Origin of the sequence: Achromobacter sp. Bel (assembly GCF_012928505.1) — a bacterium.
Lineage (GTDB): Bacteria > Pseudomonadota > Gammaproteobacteria > Burkholderiales > Burkholderiaceae_B > Achromobacter.
Genome location: NZ_JABBJN010000005.1, coordinates 87,222 through 105,488, shown reverse-complemented (window position 1 = coordinate 105,488; position 18,267 = coordinate 87,222). Strand labels below are relative to the sequence as shown.

Annotated in this window: 15 protein-coding genes; 11 read left to right on the top strand and 4 right to left on the bottom strand. The window is 64.5% G+C overall.

The features are described 5' to 3' along the window. Positions 1-4: 4 nt before the first annotated feature. Positions 5-2,710 (bottom strand): aminopeptidase N, encoded by a 2,706-nt coding sequence (gene pepN / locus HG262_RS05135; protein WP_169270025.1) that lies wholly within the window; start codon positions 2,708-2,710, stop codon positions 5-7. A gap of 149 nt (positions 2,711-2,859) precedes the next feature. On the opposite strand from pepN, the gene HG262_RS05130 reads away from it, so the two are divergent. Continuing rightward, positions 2,860-3,498 (top strand): DUF4136 domain-containing protein, encoded by a 639-nt coding sequence (locus HG262_RS05130; protein WP_169270024.1) that lies wholly within the window; start codon positions 2,860-2,862, stop codon positions 3,496-3,498. Positions 3,499-3,585: 87 nt separating this feature from the next. Here HG262_RS05130 and HG262_RS05125 read toward each other — a convergent pair whose 3' ends face one another. Then, entirely contained in the window at positions 3,586-3,969 is a 384-nt protein-coding gene (locus tag HG262_RS05125) for an H-NS histone family protein (protein WP_169270023.1), read from the bottom strand. An 828-nt stretch (positions 3,970-4,797) separates the two neighbouring features. Between HG262_RS05125 and tldD the strand changes: the two genes are divergently transcribed. The 10 genes from tldD to glcF all read left to right on the top strand — a co-directional run bounded on the left by tldD (position 4,798) and on the right by glcF (position 16,463). After that, positions 4,798-6,258, top strand: a complete 1,461-nt coding sequence (gene tldD / locus HG262_RS05120) for a metalloprotease TldD (RefSeq protein WP_105558441.1) — start codon at positions 4,798-4,800, stop codon at positions 6,256-6,258. 278 nt (positions 6,259-6,536) lie between these two features. Further along, positions 6,537-7,610, top strand: a complete 1,074-nt coding sequence (gene aroG, locus HG262_RS05115) for a 3-deoxy-7-phosphoheptulonate synthase AroG (RefSeq protein WP_006224982.1) — start codon at positions 6,537-6,539, stop codon at positions 7,608-7,610. Positions 7,611-7,713: 103 nt separating this feature from the next. After that, the gene (locus tag HG262_RS05110; RefSeq protein ID WP_169270022.1) at positions 7,714-9,123 is read left to right on the top strand and encodes an FAD-linked oxidase C-terminal domain-containing protein; all 1,410 of its coding nucleotides are present in this window, start codon (positions 7,714-7,716) and stop codon (positions 9,121-9,123) included. A 241-nt stretch (positions 9,124-9,364) separates the two neighbouring features. Next, entirely contained in the window at positions 9,365-10,330 is a 966-nt protein-coding gene (locus HG262_RS05105; RefSeq protein ID WP_169270021.1) for a tripartite tricarboxylate transporter substrate binding protein, read from the top strand. Positions 10,331-10,335: 5 nt separating this feature from the next. After that, positions 10,336-10,854: a 2,4'-dihydroxyacetophenone dioxygenase family protein gene (locus HG262_RS05100; RefSeq protein ID WP_169270020.1), complete on the top strand. Its 519-nt coding sequence runs from the start codon at positions 10,336-10,338 to the stop codon at positions 10,852-10,854. 10 nt (positions 10,855-10,864) lie between these two features. Next, positions 10,865-11,581: an SDR family oxidoreductase gene (locus tag HG262_RS05095; protein WP_169270019.1), complete on the top strand. Its 717-nt coding sequence runs from the start codon at positions 10,865-10,867 to the stop codon at positions 11,579-11,581. Between the two features lie 44 nt (positions 11,582-11,625). Then, positions 11,626-12,471, top strand: a complete 846-nt coding sequence (locus HG262_RS05090; RefSeq protein ID WP_211186968.1) for an IclR family transcriptional regulator — start codon at positions 11,626-11,628, stop codon at positions 12,469-12,471. A 131-nt stretch (positions 12,472-12,602) separates the two neighbouring features. After that, positions 12,603-14,102: an FAD-linked oxidase C-terminal domain-containing protein gene (locus HG262_RS05085; RefSeq protein WP_169270018.1), complete on the top strand. Its 1,500-nt coding sequence runs from the start codon at positions 12,603-12,605 to the stop codon at positions 14,100-14,102. A gap of 12 nt (positions 14,103-14,114) precedes the next feature. Continuing rightward, positions 14,115-15,221 carry a glycolate oxidase subunit GlcE gene (gene glcE / locus HG262_RS05080; RefSeq protein WP_169270017.1) on the top strand — a complete coding sequence of 369 codons (1,107 nt, stop codon included), beginning with the start codon at positions 14,115-14,117 and terminating at the stop codon, positions 15,219-15,221. A gap of 6 nt (positions 15,222-15,227) precedes the next feature. After that, the gene (glcF, locus tag HG262_RS05075; RefSeq protein WP_169270016.1) at positions 15,228-16,463 is read left to right on the top strand and encodes a glycolate oxidase subunit GlcF; all 1,236 of its coding nucleotides are present in this window, start codon (positions 15,228-15,230) and stop codon (positions 16,461-16,463) included. 50 nt (positions 16,464-16,513) lie between these two features. Here the strand turns inward: glcF and HG262_RS05070 are convergent, their stop codons facing one another. Both HG262_RS05070 and HG262_RS05065 read right to left on the bottom strand, forming a co-directional pair. Next, the gene (locus HG262_RS05070; RefSeq protein ID WP_169270015.1) at positions 16,514-17,953 is read right to left on the bottom strand and encodes an NAD(P)(+) transhydrogenase (Re/Si-specific) subunit beta; all 1,440 of its coding nucleotides are present in this window, start codon (positions 17,951-17,953) and stop codon (positions 16,514-16,516) included. Next, positions 17,950-18,267, bottom strand: a complete 318-nt coding sequence (locus HG262_RS05065) for an NAD(P) transhydrogenase subunit alpha (protein ID WP_006224972.1) — start codon at positions 18,265-18,267, stop codon at positions 17,950-17,952. The genes HG262_RS05070 and HG262_RS05065 overlap by 4 nt, the downstream gene beginning before the upstream one ends.

Sequence of the window (18,267 nt, the reverse complement as noted above, 5' to 3'; positions counted from 1 at the left end):
CTCCCTATGCTGCGAATTCTAAAGCTTTGGATACGATTTCCTGCACGTTGCGCGACAGGCCCTCATGCGCGCGCACGCGCTGCAGGGCGGCCTGCATGGGCGTGCGCAGGGCGGGCACGAAGCGCGACCAGTTGTCCAGCGCGCGCGCCAGGCGTGCCGCGATTTCCGGATTCAGCGCGTCAAGCGCCAGCACTTGCTCGGCCCAGAACGCGTAGCCCGTGCCGTCCGGGTGGTGCATGCCGCGCGCGTTGTTCAGGCAGAACTGGAAAATCAGGGCGCGCGCCCGGTTCGGGGTGCGCAGGGTGAATGCGGGATGCGTCATGAGTTCGCGCGCGGTCTGCACCGTGGTCGAACGGGCGGCGGCCTGCAGGGCGAACCACTTGTCCACCACCAGCGGGTTGTCGCGCCACTTGTCGTAGAACGCCGCCAACGCTTCCTGGGGGAAGTCGCCCTGGCCGTAATTGATCAGGGCGGACAGCGCGGCCATGCTGTCGGTCATATTGCCGGCGCGTTCGTATTGCTGCTCGGCCAGGCGCTGGGCGTCGTGCTCGCCCGCCGCCAGCAGATGGCTCAGCGCCAGGTTCTTCAGCGCGCGCATGCCAGCGGGCACCGGAGCCGGGCTGTACTCACCCGGCGTCTGGTTCTGTTCGAACGCCTGGCGGAATTCGGCGGCAAGCTGGCGGCCGAGTTCGGCGCGCAGGAAGTCGCGCGCGACGGCCAGCGCCGGCGGGTCCACGGCCTGCATGCGCTCGGCCAGGGTCTTTTCGGACGGCAGCGCCAGCGCGCGGGCGCGGTAAGCAGCGTCGATCGCCGGGTCCGTCAGCAACGCGCGCCACGCGTCGATAAAGGCGGCGTCGGCATGCAGCGTGCGGCCCGCCTGGCGCGCCTCTGCCAGCGCCAGGATCTGGCGCGTCGCCAATTCCTGGCCGGCTTCCCAGCGCGCGAACGGGTTGCCGTCGTGCGCGGAAAGCAGGGCCAGCTCCTCGTCGGTCCAGTCGTAGTCCACGATGACGGGGGCCGAGAAGTCGCGCAGCAGCGAAGGCACGGGGCGTTCGGCAACGTCGTCGAACACCCATTGCTGGCTTTGCGTCGTCAATTCCAGCAGCGCCGTGTCGTGGACGGCGCCGTCAAGCCTCAAGGGCAGGGCGCGGCCGTCGCGGCCCAGCAGGCCGATGGCGAACGGGATGTGGTACGGCGCCTTGACATAGTCGGCACCGGCCTTTTTCTCGACGCCCACCGGCTGGCAGTCCTGGGTCAGCGTGATCGTGCAGCGGCGCGTGGCGGCATCGTGTTCCAGCTTGACGGCGACGCGCGGCGTGCCGGCCTGGCGATACCAGCGGCGGAACACGGACAGGTCGCGGCCCGGGTGCTGGCCCACATAGACCGATTCCATGGCCGCGACGAAGTCGTCGCAGGTCACGGCCTGGCCGTCGTGGCGGCGGAAGTACTCGTCCATGCCGGCGCGGAAACCTTCTTCGCCCAGCAAGGTGTGCTGCATGCGGATGACTTCGGCGCCTTTCTCGTACACGGTGGCCGTGTAGAAATTGCCGATCTCCTGGTAGCTCTCGGGCCGGATGGGGTGGGCCATGGGGCCCGCGTCTTCCGGGAACTGGGCGGCACGCAGCGCCACCACGTCGTCGATGCGCTTGACCGCGCGCGCGCTGGCCGCCGCCGTCGCGTCCATGCCGTGCGCCATCATGTCCGCGCTGAATTCCTGGTCGCGGAAGACCGTCAGGCCTTCTTTCAGGCTCAGCTGGAACCAGTCGCGGCAGGTGACGCGGTTGCCGGTCCAGTTGTGGAAGTATTCGTGTCCGATCACGGACTCGATGCCTTCATAGTTGGCGTCCGTGGCGGTGTCGGCGTCGGCCAGCACGTAAGCGGCGTTGAAGATGTTCAGGCCCTTGTTCTCCATCGCGCCCATGTTGAAGTCGTGGACGGCCACGATCATGAAGCGGTCCAGGTCCAGCTCCAGGCCGAAGCGGGTTTCGTCCCAACGCAGCGCGCGCACCAGCGAATCCAGCGCCCATTCCGTCTTGGTTTCCGAACCCGGGTCGCTGTAGACCTGCAGCAGCACGTCGCGGCCGCTGGCAGTCTTGACCGTGGTTTCACGGTGGGTCAGGTTGCCGGCCACCAGCGCGAACAGGTAGCAGGGCTTGGGGAACGGGTCTTCCCATTCGACCTCGTTGCGGCCATCGGGCAATTGGCGAGAAGCCATCAGGTTGCCGTTGGACAGCAGCACGGGATATTCGGGGGTGGCTCGCAGCGTCACGCGATAGCGCGACATCACATCGGGCCGGTCGGCGAACCAGGTGATGCGGCGGAAGCCTTCCGCTTCGCACTGCGTGAAGAAATTGCCGCCCGAGACATACAGGCCCATCAACGTGGAATTGGCGGACGGTTTGCAGCGGCTGACGATCTCGAGGGTGGCTTCTGCGGGCAAACCGTAGACCGCCAGGCTGTGATCCGACAGGTGATAGCCATCGGCGGCCAGCGCCGCCCCGTTGACGCCTACCGAGACAAGTTCCAGCTCTTCTCCATCCAGGATCAGGGCGGCGTCGGCGCTGGCGCCGGGTTTGCGTTGCACGCGCATGGTGCAGCGCACCTCGGTGGCGTCGGGCGCCAGATCGAAGGCCAGGGCGACTTCTGGAATGTCGTACGGGTAGGGCTGGTAATCCTTGCGATATACGGTAATGGGCGTGTCGGTGCGCATGGAGTGGCAGTCCTGATTGAACGAGGGTTCTATTGTAGTAGGTGGCCGCGGCAGTCCGCCTGACGCGTGCGGGCTACGGCAAACTTTTTGCCGTGGGCCCAGTCAAAGCTCAGTATGATGGCGCCGTCGCGCGCTAGAGGAGTCGCAAAATGTCCAGCTTGTCCCTGTTCAGTGTAGGCCGTTGGGCCGGGTTATTGGCCATTGCGGGAGTCCTGGCATTGACCGGATGCGCGGCGCCCTCGGTGTCGGCCCGGGTCACGTCATTCCAGCAGTGGCCGACGGGTGTCGAAGGCCAGACTTATCAGTTTGTCGCGTCCGATCCCAATCAGGTCAATAATCTGGAATACCAGTCTTACCAGGACATGGTGCGCGCCGGCATCGGCGCGACCGGCTTGGTCGAAGCTCCGCCGGGATCCAAGGGCCGCTTTGAGGTGTCATTCAACTACGGCATCAGCCAGACCCAGATCATGGTGCGACGCCCTTATGACCCGTACTTTTATGGCGGCTACGGGTATGGTGGCTATTACGGCCCGCGCCCCTGGGGCCCGGGCTACGGTTACTGGGGGCCGGACTGGGTCGATGTGCCCATGGCCGTCCAGCGCAATACGCTCAGCTTGAAGATCCGCGATACCCAGCGCAATGGCGCCGAGGTATATCGTTCCACCGCCTTCATACTCAGCCAGGGCGATGATTTCATGCGCACGATGCCTTATCTGGTCCGTGCAATATTTGACAATTTCCCCGGAAATAATGGGGCCGAACGCGAAATCGAATTCCCGCTTCGATGAAGTCCGTCGGTCTTTCCGACGGGTTCCTTAAATAAAATCGGCGCACCAGATTGGTGCGCCGATTTATTTCTTACTGCCGGATAGGTTTTATTCTTTGATAAGAAAACTGTCGCGTGTCGCGCCGGAGGCTTCCTCGGCGGCGAGCCAGCGCGGGGCTTTGCCGCGGCCGCTCCAGGTTTCACCGGTTTGGGGGTGGCGATACTTCGGCGCGACAGCCCGCTTGGCGGCGGTGGCAGGGCGCCCGGCCGCGCCAGTCTTGCGTCGGCCGCCTGCGGCAGCGCGCACAGGCTTGCCGGCGCCATAGGCGGCGACGATCTCTTCCGGCGTGATGTCGTATTCACGCATGGAGGTGATGATGGACGTGATCACGGGCTTGCGGCGCTTCGTTTGAAGGACTTCGGCCTTCTTCTGGAGCTTGTTGATTTCCTTTTCGATCTTTGCTTGCAGTGCTGCGTATGTTTCTCGGGCCATGGTTTATTCCTGATTATGGAACTGCTTTAATCGCCGGCGAAGTTATGTTTATTTGTTGTGCTTCGCATAATACAGAAATTGCGGCTTGACTTCTCTATTTTGGGACTAATTACTTTGTATCAAAAGGGTCGGAGAGCATTGAGGCTTGCGGATGTCCGTGAGCAACAAGTATTGGGAAGAATATTCCCAAATTTGGGACAACTTGAAACAAATGCCGCTTTGGTTCACAAGGCGGACGAATGGGCGCAGATCGCCCCTAGTTAGCCGATTTTTGTTTCATGTAACGAGCGGATCGGGCGGATTCGGCCATAGATGGAATGACGCATTTCCATTTAAAGCCTGGCATTTGTCGCAGGGCTTTCAATGCCCCGATCAGATGACCAAATCATCCCTGATCAGCGGTTTTGAGCCGTCGCCATGCATTTTGGCTTTCCCGGTCATTGAGAATGATATGGCCGCGAAACGAACCGAGCGCCTGCTCGGGCGGCATTTTTTCCCGAGGTTGTATGACGAGTCCGTGGTGTTTGCCTTCCTTGTACGCCAAGGGGCTGGGGCGTGCAGGCATTGGGGTAGGACGTTTGCGAAACTGTTATGTGGCTGAACAATGTTTGGTCGCAATTGCTTAACTTGATACTCAATATTGCGCCCCCATCTGATTCAGATGCGGATAATGTGCCGCCATTTCTCCGCGGCGGCGACCAGCCGGGCGCTTGCACCTCTTTTGGCGCGGAGCGGGACGCCGGCCCCTGGTCGGCGTTACGATACGATCTTGAGCGTCCCCGCAAGCGCGCGCGACCGTGCCGCGCCGGCGCCCCCTGAATAGAGCCTATGAAAATCACTGATCCCGCTATTGCATCCCTTGCCACCGCCAAATCGCTGCTGCTGGACCCCTGGGGCCTGACTGAAGCGGACATGGCGCGCGCGCTGGGTGAAATCTTCACCCACAAGGTCGACTACGCCGACCTGTACTTCCAGTACACGCGCAGCGAGGGGTGGAGCCTGGAAGAGGGCATCGTCAAGACCGGCAGTTTCTCGATCAGTCAGGGCGTGGGGGTGCGCGCTGTCAGTGGCGAGAAGACCGCCTTCGCTTATTCCGACTCGTTGTCGGCAGACGCTTTGCTGTCGTCGGCGCATGCGGTGCGCGGCATCGCGCGCCGTGGCGCGGGCAAGGTCAAGGTGGCGGCGCACGTCGAAGCCGAGATGGGCCGCAGCCTGTATGCGGACATCGACCCGGTGGCGACGCTGAGCGCCCCGGAAAAGGTCGCGCTGCTTGAACGCATCGAACGCATGGCGCGGGCGCGCGATCCCCACGTCATCCAGGTGATGGCGGGGCTGGGCGCCGAGTACGACGTGGTGCTGGTGGCGGGTAGCGATGGCCGTCTGGCCGCCGATGTGCGCCCGCTGGTGCGCCTGTCGCTGACCGTGATCGCCGAACGCAACGGCCGCCGCGAAATGGGTCATGCCGGCGGCGGCGGACGCCTGGGCCTGGCGTATTTCACCGACGAGATGCTGCAAAGCTACGTCGAGCGCGCCGTGCATGAAGCCATGGTGAACCTGGAAGCGCGTCCCGCGCCGGCCGGCGAAATGACGGTGGTGCTGGGTTCGGGCTGGCCGGGCATCCTGCTGCATGAAGCGGTGGGCCATGGGCTGGAAGGCGACTTCAACCGCAAGGGGTCCAGTGTGTTCTCGGGCCGCATCGGCGAACGCGTCGCCTCCAAGGGCGTGACCGTGGTGGACGACGGCACGCTGCCGGACCGCCGCGGTTCGCTCAATATCGACGATGAAGGCAACGCCACCCAGCGCAACGTGCTGATCGAAGACGGCATCCTGCGCGGCTACATGCAAGACACGCTGAACGCCCGCCTGATGAAGACGGCCGCGACCGGCAATGGTCGCCGCGAATCGTTCGCGCACCTGCCCATGCCCCGCATGACCAACACTTATATGCTGGCCGGCGACAAGCCTGCCGAGGAAATCGTGTCGTCCGTCAAGCGCGGGCTGTACGCCGTGAATTTCGGCGGCGGCCAGGTCGACATCACCAGCGGCAAGTTCGTGTTTTCGGCCTCCGAGGCCTACATGATCGAAGACGGCAAAGTGACCTATCCGGTCAAGGGCGCCACCCTGATCGGCAATGGCCCGGACGCCATGACCCGCGTCACGATGATCGGCAACGACCTGCAACTGGATTCGGGCGTCGGCACCTGCGGTAAAGACGGCCAAAGCGTGCCGGTCGGCGTGGGCATGCCGACCGTGCGCATGGAAGGCCTGACCGTCGGCGGCACGGCCTAGGCGTCATGGCCGGGCCGTCACGTCCCCCAAAAACGATGTGACGGCCCGAAAAAACTGTGCTAGAGTCAATCCCCATGAAATTCGCGTCCCCCGCCTTTTATTTTTATTTTTATGGTTTTCTGAAGCCGCTGGCGGAGGAAGGGATGCGCTCAATCTGAAGTTTGGAAAGAATCCCCCCCAAAAAAGCCGCCAGCGAACTGGCGGCTTTTTTTGTGCCGCCAGGATCGGGAAAACCGATCGGGATGGACCCCGTTGGCGGGCAACCCAGGAGCAGTACCGTGTCACACAATACCGACGACCTTCGTATCCGAGAAATCAAGGAATTGAACCCGCCCGCGCATGTGATGCGCGAGTTCGCGTGCACGAAGGAGGCGTCCGACACCGTATTCGCCGCCCGCCAGGGCATGCACCGCATCCTGCACGGCATGGACGACCGCATGATCGTCGTGATCGGGCCGTGTTCAATCCATGACACGCGTGCCGCCATCGAATATGCCAAGCGCCTGAAGCCGGTGCGTGACCGCTTGAGCGCCGACCTGGAAATCGTGATGCGCGTGTACTTCGAAAAGCCGCGCACGACGGTGGGCTGGAAGGGGCTGATCAACGATCCGGACCTGGACGGCAGCTTCGACATCAACAAGGGCGTGCGCGTGGCCCGCGAACTGCTGCTGGACATCAACAGCCTGGGGCTGCCGGCGGGTTGCGAGTTCCTGGACATGATTACGCCACAGTACATCGCGGATCTGGTCTCCTGGGGGGCGATCGGGGCTCGGACGACGGAAAGCCAGGTGCATCGCGAATTGGCGTCGGGCCTGTCGTGTCCGGTGGGATTCAAGAATGGCACGGACGGCAACGTGAAGATCGCGGTCGACGCCATCAAGGCCGCATCGCAGCCGCACCATTTCCTGTCGGTGACCAAGGGCGGGCATTCGGCGATCGTGTCTACGGCCGGCAACGAAGACTGCCACGTCATCCTGCGCGGCGGCAAAACACCGAACTATGACGCCGCCAGCGTCGACGCCGCCTGCCAGGACGTGTCCAAGGCCGGCCTGGCGCAACGCATCATGGTGGACGCCAGCCATGCCAACAGCAGCAAGGACCCTGAAAACCAGCCGCGGGTGATCGATGACGTGGCACGCCAGATGGAAGCGGGCGACGCGCGCCTGGTTGGCGTGATGGTGGAAAGCCACCTGCTGGGCGGACGCCAGGACATGGTGCCGGGCAAGCCGCTGGTCTACGGTCAGAGCATCACCGACGGCTGCATCGATTGGGACGCGTCGGTGGCTGTGCTGGAACGCCTGGCGCACGCGGTGCGCGAGCGCCGCCGGGTCGCGCTGACCTCCGGCAAATAACGCCCGTGCGCGCGCCGCGCATCGCCTGCCTGGGGCGGTGTGCGGCGCAGCACGCGCGGCGGCGTAGAATATTCGGTTACCGAACCCCGAGAACACGCTGATCATGAATGCTCCCCTGCACGCTGAAACGTTGCGCCGCCCGGTGCCGGCCGCCTGTCTGGATGCCTTGCGCGCGCGCTTCGGCGACCGCCTGTCCGAGTCTTCCGCCGTGCGCGAACACCATGGGCGCGACGAATCGCCGTATCCGCCCATGTTGCCCGACGCCGTCGTCTTCGCGCACACCACCGAAGAAGTGGCCGAGATCGCCAAGCTGTGCAACACGCATCATGTCCCGCTGATTCCCTACGGCGCGGGCTCCTCGCTCGAAGGCCACGTCCTGGCGATCCAGGGCGGCATCAGCCTGGACCTGTCGCAAATGAACAAGGTGCTGGCGATCAACGCCGAAGACCTGACGGCCACGGTGCAGGCCGGCGTGCTGCGCAAGCAGCTGAACGAGGAAATCCGCAGCACCGGACTGTTCTTCCCGATCGACCCGGGCGCCGACGCCAGCCTGGGCGGCATGGCCGCCACGCGCGCATCGGGCACCAACGCCGTGCGCTATGGCACCATGCGCGAAAACGTCATGTCGCTGACGGTCGTGACGGCCGACGGCCGCATCATTCGCACGGCGGGTCGCGCGCGCAAATCGTCGGCGGGCTACGACCTGACGCGCATTTTCATCGGCAGCGAAGGCACGCTTGGCATCATCACGGAAGTAACGGTGCGCCTGTATCCGCAACCCGAGGCCGTGTCCGCCGCAGTCTGCAATTTCCCCACCCTGGACGATGCGGTCCAGAGCGTGATCGAGATCATCCAGATGGGCGTGCCAATCGCGCGCGTCGAGTTCATGGACGCTGCCAGCGTGCGTTCGGTCAACCAGTACAGCAAGCTGACCTTGCGTGAAACGCCGTTGCTGGTGTTTGAGTTCCACGGCAGCCCGGCCGGCGTCCAGGAGCAGGCCGAAACGGTGCAGGCCATCACGGCCGAGCACGGCGGCATGGACTTCGAATGGGCCGAGCGTCCCGAAGACCGCAGCCGTCTCTGGACCGCCCGCCACAACGCCTACTTCGCCGGCCTGCAATTGCGGCCCGGCTGCCGCGCCAGCACCACCGACGTTTGCGTGCCGATCTCGCGCCTGGCCGACTGCGTGCGCGACACGGTCGAGGAACTGGACCGCGCAAGTTTTCCGTACACCATCGTCGGCCACGTCGGCGACGGCAATTTCCATGTGCTGATGCTGTTGGACGCGGAGAATCCGAAGGAATGGGAAGAGTCCGAAGCGATCAACCACAACTTGGTGCGCCGTGCGATCGCTGCGGATGGCACCTGCACGGGCGAGCACGGCGTGGGTCTGCACAAGATGCAGTTCATGGCGGAAGAACACGGCGAGGATGCGCTGGACCTGATGCGCAGCCTGAAGCATGCGTTTGATCCGCACAACATCCTGAACCCGGGCAAGATCGTGTCCTGGTAAACGCCGCGCGGCGGCTGCGCCGCCTGCATTCCCCCAAAAGCCGACGGCATGGCCCGTCGGTTTTTTTTGCCTGGAGCGGGGCGGGCCATCTCGATTTCCAGTGACACCTGTCGTCAAATCCTTTACGCTTATTTTTCGTAGACAAATGTCCATATTATGGATATTGAGAAAAACGTCTGCGGAAAATCCAAAAACGGACGATGCCTCGGTAGAAGGCGCGCCCTGAACCAAGGAGGCAAGGATGTTGAAGAGACAAGGTTTGATGGCGGCCGGCCTGATCGTGGTCGGCCTGACGGGGGCGCTGCCGGCGCATGCGCAGGCGGACAACTATCCGAACCAGCCGGTCACGCTGGTGGTGCCCTTCCAGCCGGGGGGCGGCACCGACGCCGTCGCGCGCACCTTCGCCAAGGTGTCGGCACAGTATTTCCCCAAAGGGATGGTGGTGTTGAACAAGGCCGGCGCGGGCGGCGCGGTGGGCTGGAAGTACGTGGCAAACAGCAAGAACGACGGCCACACGCTGACCGTCGTGACGGCGGAGTTCGTGATCCTGCCGTTGCTGGGCCTGTTCGACCATACCTACAAGGATTACACGCCGCTGGTGCAGCTGAACGCCGATCCCGCCGCGATCGTCGTGCCGGTCAATTCGCCCTACAAGACGCTTGAGGAATTCATGGCCGCGGCCAAGAAGGCGCCGGCCACGATGAACGTCGGCACCTCGGGTACGGGCTCCATCTATGACGTGGCGCTGAGCGCCTTCGAGGTCAAGTCCGATACCCGCTTCACGCACATCCCGTTTCCAGGTTCCGGGCCCGCCCTGTTGAATCTGTTGGGCGGACAGCTGGACGCGGTCGCGACGAGTCCCGCCGAAGCATCCGAGTACGTGCGTGCCGGCAAGCTGCGCCTGCTGGTCCTGATGAGTGACAAACGCGTGCCGGAATTCCCGGACGTGCCCACGGCCAAGGAGAAGGGCCTGGACGTGACGTACGGCACCTGGCGCGGCATCGCCGGTCCGAAAGGCATGCCGCCGGCGACCGTGGCCAAGCTGAAGGAAGTCTTCGAGAAAGTGGGGCAGGACCCGCAGCTGATCTCGGCGATCAAGGCCCAGAACCTGGGCTACGTCTACGCCGACGGCGATACCTTCGAAAAGAAGATGGCGGCCGAGACCGCCGACTACGCGCAAGTCCTGAAAACCTTGAGCATCAAGTAAGCCCTATGAGCCAAACGACCGCTGTGCCTACCCCCTATCGTTACCCCAACCCCAAGGAAGCGCTGCCCGACATCGTCGTGCCGCAAGTGATTCCCGACGACGAGCGCGTCTGGGTGCCCCAGGCCGAAAACGTGTGGTTCCGGCCGCTCTGTCTGAACGTGTCGCAGGGCTACTGGATGAACCTGCTGCGTGTGCGCAAGTCGGGCGTGCTGAGCTGCCACCGCCATCCGCAGGCGGTGCATGGCTATGTCATCAAGGGATCGTGGCGTTATCTGGAGCATGACTGGATCGCCCGCGAAGGCAGCTACGTTTTTGAGCCCCCGGGCGAAACGCACACCTTGTACGTCCCGGAAGACGTGGAGGAAATGATCACGATGTTCCAGGTCAACGGCGTCATGTACTACTGCGACAGCGAAGGCCGCCACACGGGCTATGAAGACGTGTTCACCAAGCTGGACATGTGCCGCAAGCACTACGAAAGCGTGGGACTGGGGACGGACTATGTCGACCAGTTCATCCGCTGAGGAAGTCGCCATGAGCTTTCAAGCAGGGCTGTTCAAGGGAAAGACCGCGGTGGTCACGGGGGGCACCCAGGGGCTGGGCCGGGGCGTGGCCGAAGCGCTGGCGCAACTGGGCGCGCGCGTGATCGCGGTGGGGCTGCCATCGGCCGAAGCGCCGCCGGCCGGCGTGGAGGTGGCGACGCTGGACGTCACGCAAGCGGAAGACGTTGGGGCGTTTGCCGCCACGCTGGAACGCTTGGACATCCTGGTCAATTGCGCCGGGGTGATCTTCCGGCAAGAGGAGTTCAAGCTGCCGGTGTTCGAGCGCGTGCTGGACATCAATCTGACCGGCACCATGCGCGTGTGCGAAGCGTTGCGGCCGCAGCTGGCGCGCGCCAAGGGGTGCATCGTGAACACGGCGTCGATGCTGAGCTTCTTTGGCGGCGGCCTGGTGCCGGCTTATAGCGCGAGCAAGGGCGGGGTGGCGCAACTGACGAAGTCGCTTGCCATTGCTTATGCCGATGCAGATATCCGGGTCAATGCGGTGGCGCCGGGGTGGATCGCCACGCCGCTGACAGAGGCCTTGCAGAAGGATCCGGCGCGCGCCTCGCGCATCCTGGAACGCACGCCGCTCAAGCGCTGGGGCACGCCGGATGATGTGGCGCAGGCGGTCATGTTCCTGTGTTCGCCGGCATCGGCGTTCATGACGGGCGTGGTGATGCCGGTGGATGGCGGCTACATGGTAACCTGACCCGCGCGCCGGCCCGCCGGCGTGCTTTGTCACGGAAACCGTCAATGAAAGTCCCCCGCGTGAAGCCCCCCCGCGCCGCCGCAGAGGCCGCGCCGACTGCATCGGTTGCAGCGCCGGCCGTCGCCGGCACCGCCTCTTTCTCCAAGTTCATGCGCGTGCTCGACGCCATCGCGCTGGGTGGCGATACTGCCTGGACGGTGAACGAGCTGAGCGCCCGGCTGGGCTATCCGCGCCCGACGATCTACCGCATTGTCGAGGCGCTGATAGCCGAACAAATGCTGGTGCCCAAACGCAATGGCCAGTCGTTCGGACTGGGGCCGCGGCTGGTCAGCCTGGCCAGCCGCGCGCTGGAAAGCTCCGACATCCGGCAGCTGTGCAAAGACCACCTGTTCGATCTGCGGGCATTGACGCAGGAGACTGTGCATCTGGCTGTGCCCGACCGGTTCGAAATGACCTATATCGACAAACTGGAAAGCCCCAAGGCCGTGCGCATGAATTCGCGGTTGGGCAGCCGTGTCACCCTGTATTCCAGTTCGGTTGGCAAGGCCTACCTGGCGCTGCTGCCTCTGCCTGAGCGCGACGCCGTGATCCAGGCGCTGGATTTCAAGGTGTTCACCGACGCCACGCTACGCACGCCGCAGGCCTTGCGCCACGAGCTGGAACAGGTGCGCCGGCAGGGCTACGCGGAAGACCGCGAAGAGAACGAGAAGGACATCTTCTGCTTCGGTTGCGCCATCACTGACAAGCAGGGCGCGCCGGTCGCGTGTGCCAGCTTGAGCATTCCGGCGTTCCGCATGAGCGCCAATCGCACCGACAGCTATATCAAGCCGCTGGTCGACACCTGCGCGGCCATCTCAAGAAAGCTGGCGTTGCTGGATTTCTCGGGCTGAACGGCTGCGGCTTTTCCACGACAAACACTGTCGGGATTACCGCTGGTTACGTGTGCGCAACGGGGATAGTCCATTGGATGCGGGTAAATCCCGGCCTGTTTTAAGGGACTGGTCGCGCTATTGTTGCGCTCATGAATTCACTGGTCGAAACCGGCCTGGCACAAGTGCAGGCGCCTTATTCGTTGCAGCAGCTCATCGAGGCGTTGTCGGCCGCGTTGCCCGCGCACTGCGTATTATTCCGCGAAGAAGACACGCGTCCCTACGAGTGCGACGGCCTGTCGCTGTATCGCGCGTTGCCTGCCGTTGTTGCACTGCCCGAAACCGAAGAGCAGGTGCAGGCCGTCATGCGCATCTGCAAGCGCTTGAATGCGCCCATCGTCGCGCGCGGCGCCGGCACCGGCCTGTCGGGCGGCGCCATGCCACATAGCCAGGGCGTGCTGCTTGGCTTGTCGAAGTTCAACCGCATCAAGCATATCGATCTGGCCAGCGCCACGGCGATCGTGCAGCCCGGGGTGCGTAATCTGGCTATTTCGGAAGCGGCCTCGCCTTACGGGCTGTACTACGCGCCCGATCCCTCCAGCCAGATCGCCTGTTCGATCGGCGGCAACGTCGCTGAGAATTCCGGCGGCGTGCATTGCCTGAAGTACGGCCTGACCGTGCACAACGTGCTGCGGGTGCGCGTGGTCACGATCGACGGCGAGGTCGTCGAACTGGGTTCCGAAGCGCCGGACGCGCCGGGCCTGGATCTGCTGTCGGTCTTCATCGGATCGGAAGGCATGCTGGGCGTGGTTACCGAAGTCACGGTCAAACTGATTCCCAAGCCGGCATGCGCGCAGGTCGTGATGGCCAGCTTTTCCAGCGTCGAGGCGGCCGGCAACGCCGTCACGCAAGTGATCGCCGCGGGCATGATCCCGGCCGGGCTGGAAATGATGGACCGCCGCGCCACGCACATGGTCGAGCCCTTCGTGCGCGCCGGTTACGACATGGACGCGCAAGCGATCCTGCTGTGCGAGTCCGACGGCACGCCCGAAGAGGTCGCGCACGAAATCGCCCGGATGGAAGCGGTGTTCCGCGCCGCCGGCGCCACGCGCTGCCAGGTGTCCACCTCCGAGGCCGAACGGCTCAAGTTCTGGGCCGGCCGCAAGAACGCATTCCCGGCCGCGGGTCGCGTGTCGCCGGATTACTACTGCATGGACGGCACGATTCCGCGCCGCCATCTGGCGCGCGTGCTGGGCGCCATTGAACAGATGGAAGATGAATTCGGCTTGCGTTGCGCCAACGTGTTCCACGCGGGCGACGGCAATCTGCATCCGCTGATTCTGTTCGATTCGAACAAGCCGGACGAGGTGGAGCGGGCCGAGAAGTTCGGCGCGGCCATTCTCGAACTGTGCGTGCAAGTCGGAGGGACCGTGACCGGAGAGCACGGTGTGGGTATGGAGAAGATAAATCAAATGTGCGTGCAATTCTCTCGCGAAGAACTCGACGCGTTCCTGGCGGTCAAGCGGGCATTCGACCCGCCGTGCCTGCTGAATCCTGAAAAAGTCATTCCCACGCTGGCCCGCTGCGCCGAGTACGGCAAGATGCATGTCCATGCGGGCGAGCTGCGTTTTCCCGATCTCGCCCGTTTCTAGGACGTATCCCCCATGGATTTTGTCCTGTCGGAATTGTGCGACCAGGTCATGACGGCCCGTGCCGGTCACAAGCCGCTGTTTGTGATGGGTGGAGGCAGCAAGGCGTTTTATGGCAATTACCGCCCGGTAAGGCCGCAAGACGGCCACTGTCTGCTGGACATGACACCGTATCGTGGCATCGTCAGCTACCACCCGTCCGAACTGGTGGTGACGGTGCGCGCGGGCACGCCGCTGGCCGAGCTGGAAGCGGCGCTGGCCGACAACGACCAGATGCTGGCGTTCGAGCCGCCGCATTTCGCGGCTTCGGCCACTGTCGGCGGCTGTGTGGCCGCAGGCCTGTCCGGTCCACGGCGCATGAGCGCGGGCGCCTTGCGCGACTTCGTGCTGGGGACGCGCCTGCTGGATTCGGAGGGACGCATCCTGTCGTTCGGCGGAGAAGTCATGAAGAACGTGGCGGGGTACGACGTGTCGCGCCTGCTGGCCGGTTCGCACGGCATCTTCGGCGCGCTGCTGGAGATTTCGATGAAGGTCGTGCCGCGGCCGATAGAAGAGTTGACGCTGGTCTTGCCCGCCACCCAGGCCCAAGCGCTGGCCAGCTTCGCGCTGTGGCGCGGTAAGCCCCTGCCGATCTCGGCCACCAGTTGGACGGGCGGCGACGAGCACGCCGAGGGCGCGATGCACGTGCGCCTGTCGGGGGCGCCGCCGGCCATCGCCAGCGCGCGCCAGGTGATCGGTGGGGATGCCTTGGATCCCGATGCCGCAGCGCTCTGGTGGCGCGCATTGCGCGAGCAGACGCACGCCTTCTTTACGCCTGGTCAGCCGTTATGGCGACTGGCCTTGCCGCCCACGGCCGCCGTGCTGGGCATGGGCCCGACGTTGATCGAATGGGGCGGCGGGCAACGCTGGCTGTCCGGCGCGCGCGATGCCACTGAACTGCGCGATGCCGTGGCGCGGCTGGGCGGGCATGTCACCTTGTTCCGCGCGGGCGGCGGCAAACCGCCTGCAGACGGCGTGTTCCATCCGTTGGCCCCCGGCATCGCATCGATCACCCGCCGCCTCAAGCAAGAGCTTGACCCGGCGGGCCTGTTCAACCCGGGCCGCCTGGTCCTGGAGCTATAGCGCATCATGCAAACCAACCTGGCATCCTGGGCGCGCGATACCGACCTGGGCAAAGAGGCCGACGCCATCCTGAGGCGTTGCGTGCATTGTGGTTTTTGCACGGCCACCTGTCCGACGTATCAGGTCCTGGGCGACGAGCTGGACAGCCCGCGGGGCCGCATCTACCTGATCAAGCAAGTGCTGGAGGGTGCCGAACCCACGAAGTCCACGCAACAGCACCTGGACCGTTGCCTGACTTGCCGCAATTGCGAAACCACATGCCCGTCCGGCGTCGAGTACGGCCATCTGATCGATATCGGCCGCAAGATCGTCGACGAACGCGTGCCGCGTTCCTGGGCCGAAAAGGCCAAGCGCAATTTCCTGCGCCGGGCCATGTTGTCGCCGATGTTCGCGCCGGCGATGCGGGCGGGTCAGGCCGTGCGCGGCTTGTTGCCCGCCGCCCTCAAGCGCAAGGTGCCTGAACGCCGCGACGCGGGCGCGCTGCCTGAAGTGGCCGGGCACGCCCGGCAAGTGCTGATGCTGGCCGGTTGCGTGCAGCCTGCCATGATGCCCACCATCGACGCGGCCACCATCCGCGTGCTGGACGCCGTGGGTATCGGTGCGCGCATCGCGCCTGGCGCCGGCTGCTGCGGCGCAGTCAGCTTCCACCTGGACGCGCAGGATGCGGCGCTGGCGCAGATGCGTGCCAACGTTGACGCCTGGTGGCCGCTGGTCCAGGACGGGGGTGTCGAGGCCATCGTCATGAACGCGTCGGGGTGCGGCGCGATGGTGAAGGAATATGCGCACCACCTGAAGCACGACCCGGCGTACGCCCAGAAGGCCGCGGACATCGTCGCGCTGGTCAAGGATGTGGCCGAGATCGTGGCGCCGCACGCCGACCAGTTGCGCGCGCGCTTACCCGCCGGCACGCGCGCGGCCTTCCATCCGCCCTGCACCTTGCAGCACTGGCAGGGCCTGCGGCCGTTGTCGGAACAACTGCTGGCGGACCTGGGGTTCGAATTGTTGCCGTTCGCCGACAAGCACCTGTGCTGCGGCTCGGCGGGCGCTTATTCGGTGCTGAATCCGGAGATCGCGCTGGAACTGCGCGACCGCAAGCTGGGCGCCATCTCGGCGGGCGGACCGGATGTGATCCTGTCGGCCAACATCGGCTGCATCGGCCATTTGCAAAGCGGCACCGATACGCCGGTGCGGCATTGGGTGGAAGTCGTCGACGAACAGTTGCAAAAGGCGGTTGCCGCATAGCGGCAGGGACGCCCACGAACGCCCAGAGGGGGGCGTTCGTGGGCCGGCGGCTACTCCACCGCCTTGACCATGTCTTCCAGCACTTTCTTCGCGTCGCCGAACACCATCATCGTGCGGTCCATGTAGAACAGCTCGTTGTCCAGGCCCGCGTAGCCCGAAGCCATCGAACGCTTGTTCACGATCACGGTGCGCGCCTTATAGGCTTCCAGGATGGGCATGCCGGCGATCGGGGACTTGGGGTCGTTCTTGGCGGCCGGGTTGACCACGTCGTTCGCGCCCAGCACCAGCACCACATCGGTCTGGGCGAACTCGCTGTTGATGTCTTCCATTTCGAAGACCTGGTCGTAGGGCACTTCGGCCTCGGCCAGCAGCACGTTCATGTGACCCGGCATGCGGCCGGCGACCGGATGGATGGCGTACTTGACCGTCACGCCACGTTCGGTGAGTTTGGTCGCCAGCTCTTTCAGCGCGTGCTGCGCGCGCGCCACCGCCAGGCCGTAGCCTGGCACGATGGTCACGCTTTCGGCGTTGGTCATCAGGAAGGCGGCATCGTCCGCGCTGCCTGATTTGACGCTGCGCTGCTGGCCGGCGCCGGCATCCGCGCCGCCGCCCGCCTGGCCGCCGAAGCCGCCCAGGATCACGTTGAAGAACGACCGGTTCATCGCCTTGCACATGATGTAGGACAGGATCGCCCCTGAAGACCCCACCAGCGAGCCGGCGATGATCAGCATCGGATTGTTCAGCGAAAACCCGATGCCGGCCGCCGCCCAGCCGGAGTAGCTGTTCAGCATGGACACCACGACCGGCATGTCCGCGCCACCGATCGGGATGATGATCAGCACGCCCAGCACGAAGGCGACCAGCGTCATGATGACGAAGGGCGTCCAGTCCTGCGTCAGCATGAACCACACGCCGCAGCCCAGCATCACCAGCGCCAGCGCCAGGTTCAGCATGTGCTGCCCAGGGAATACGACCGGCGCACCCTGGAACAGCCGGAACTTGTACTTGCCCGACAGCTTGCCGAAGGCAATGACCGAACCCGAGAACGTGATGGCGCCCACGAAGGTGCCGATGAACAGCTCGAAGCGGTTGCCGGTGGGGATCATCGACCCCGCGGCGACAATGCCGAAGGCATGCGGTTCTGCCACCACCGCGACGGCAATGGCGACGGCCGCCAGGCCGATCATGCTGTGCATGAAGGCGACCAGCTCCGGCATCTTCGTCATTTCGACGCGGCGTGCCATCAGCGTGCCGACCGTGCCGCCCACCAACAGGCCCAGCAGGACCCAGCCCAGGCCGATGGTGGCGGTGCCTTCGCGCGCCAGGCCGACGATGAGCGCCGCCGTGGTCAGCACGGCGATCGCCATGCCAGCCATGCCGAAGGCGTTGCCCAGCCGCGACGTGGTGGGGTGCGACAGGCCCTTGAGCGCCTGGATGAAGCAGACCGAGGCGATCAGGTACAGCAGGGTGACGAGGTTGAGCGAGATCATTTCGCTTCCTCCTTGCCCGGCTTGCGATCCTTTTTCTTGAACATCTCAAGCATGCGCCGGGTCACCAGGAAGCCGCCGAAGACGTTCACCGCGGCCAGCGCCACGGCGAACACGCCCATGCCGCGGGCCAGGCCGCCTTCGGTCAATGCGGCCGCCAGCATGGCGCCCACGATGATGATGGCCGAGATGGCATTGGTGACCGCCATCAGCGGCGTGTGCAGGGCGGGGGTGACGTTCCACACGACGTGGTAGCCGACATAGATGGCCAGCACGAAGATGATGAGGTTCATCAGGGTGGGGTTGATCGCTTCCAT

Coding starts and splice junctions, on each gene's coding strand:
- HG262_RS05090 (WP_211186968.1), top strand. CDS start 11,626: ATGAAAGTCCCCCGCGTGAAGCCCCCCCGCGCCGCCGCAGAGGCCGCG.
- HG262_RS05125 (WP_169270023.1), bottom strand. CDS start 3,969: ATGGCCCGAGAAACATACGCAGCACTGCAAGCAAAGATCGAAAAGGAA.
- glcF (WP_169270016.1), top strand. CDS start 15,228: ATGCAAACCAACCTGGCATCCTGGGCGCGCGATACCGACCTGGGCAAA.
- HG262_RS05105 (WP_169270021.1), top strand. CDS start 9,365: ATGTTGAAGAGACAAGGTTTGATGGCGGCCGGCCTGATCGTGGTCGGC.
- HG262_RS05065 (WP_006224972.1), bottom strand. CDS start 18,267: ATGGAAGCGATCAACCCCACCCTGATGAACCTCATCATCTTCGTGCTG.
- HG262_RS05095 (WP_169270019.1), top strand. CDS start 10,865: ATGAGCTTTCAAGCAGGGCTGTTCAAGGGAAAGACCGCGGTGGTCACG.
- HG262_RS05110 (WP_169270022.1), top strand. CDS start 7,714: ATGAATGCTCCCCTGCACGCTGAAACGTTGCGCCGCCCGGTGCCGGCC.
- pepN (WP_169270025.1), bottom strand. CDS start 2,710: ATGCGCACCGACACGCCCATTACCGTATATCGCAAGGATTACCAGCCC.
- HG262_RS05130 (WP_169270024.1), top strand. CDS start 2,860: ATGTCCAGCTTGTCCCTGTTCAGTGTAGGCCGTTGGGCCGGGTTATTG.
- HG262_RS05100 (WP_169270020.1), top strand. CDS start 10,336: ATGAGCCAAACGACCGCTGTGCCTACCCCCTATCGTTACCCCAACCCC.
- tldD (WP_105558441.1), top strand. CDS start 4,798: ATGAAAATCACTGATCCCGCTATTGCATCCCTTGCCACCGCCAAATCG.
- HG262_RS05070 (WP_169270015.1), bottom strand. CDS start 17,953: ATGATCTCGCTCAACCTCGTCACCCTGCTGTACCTGATCGCCTCGGTC.
- HG262_RS05085 (WP_169270018.1), top strand. CDS start 12,603: ATGAATTCACTGGTCGAAACCGGCCTGGCACAAGTGCAGGCGCCTTAT.
- glcE (WP_169270017.1), top strand. CDS start 14,115: ATGGATTTTGTCCTGTCGGAATTGTGCGACCAGGTCATGACGGCCCGT.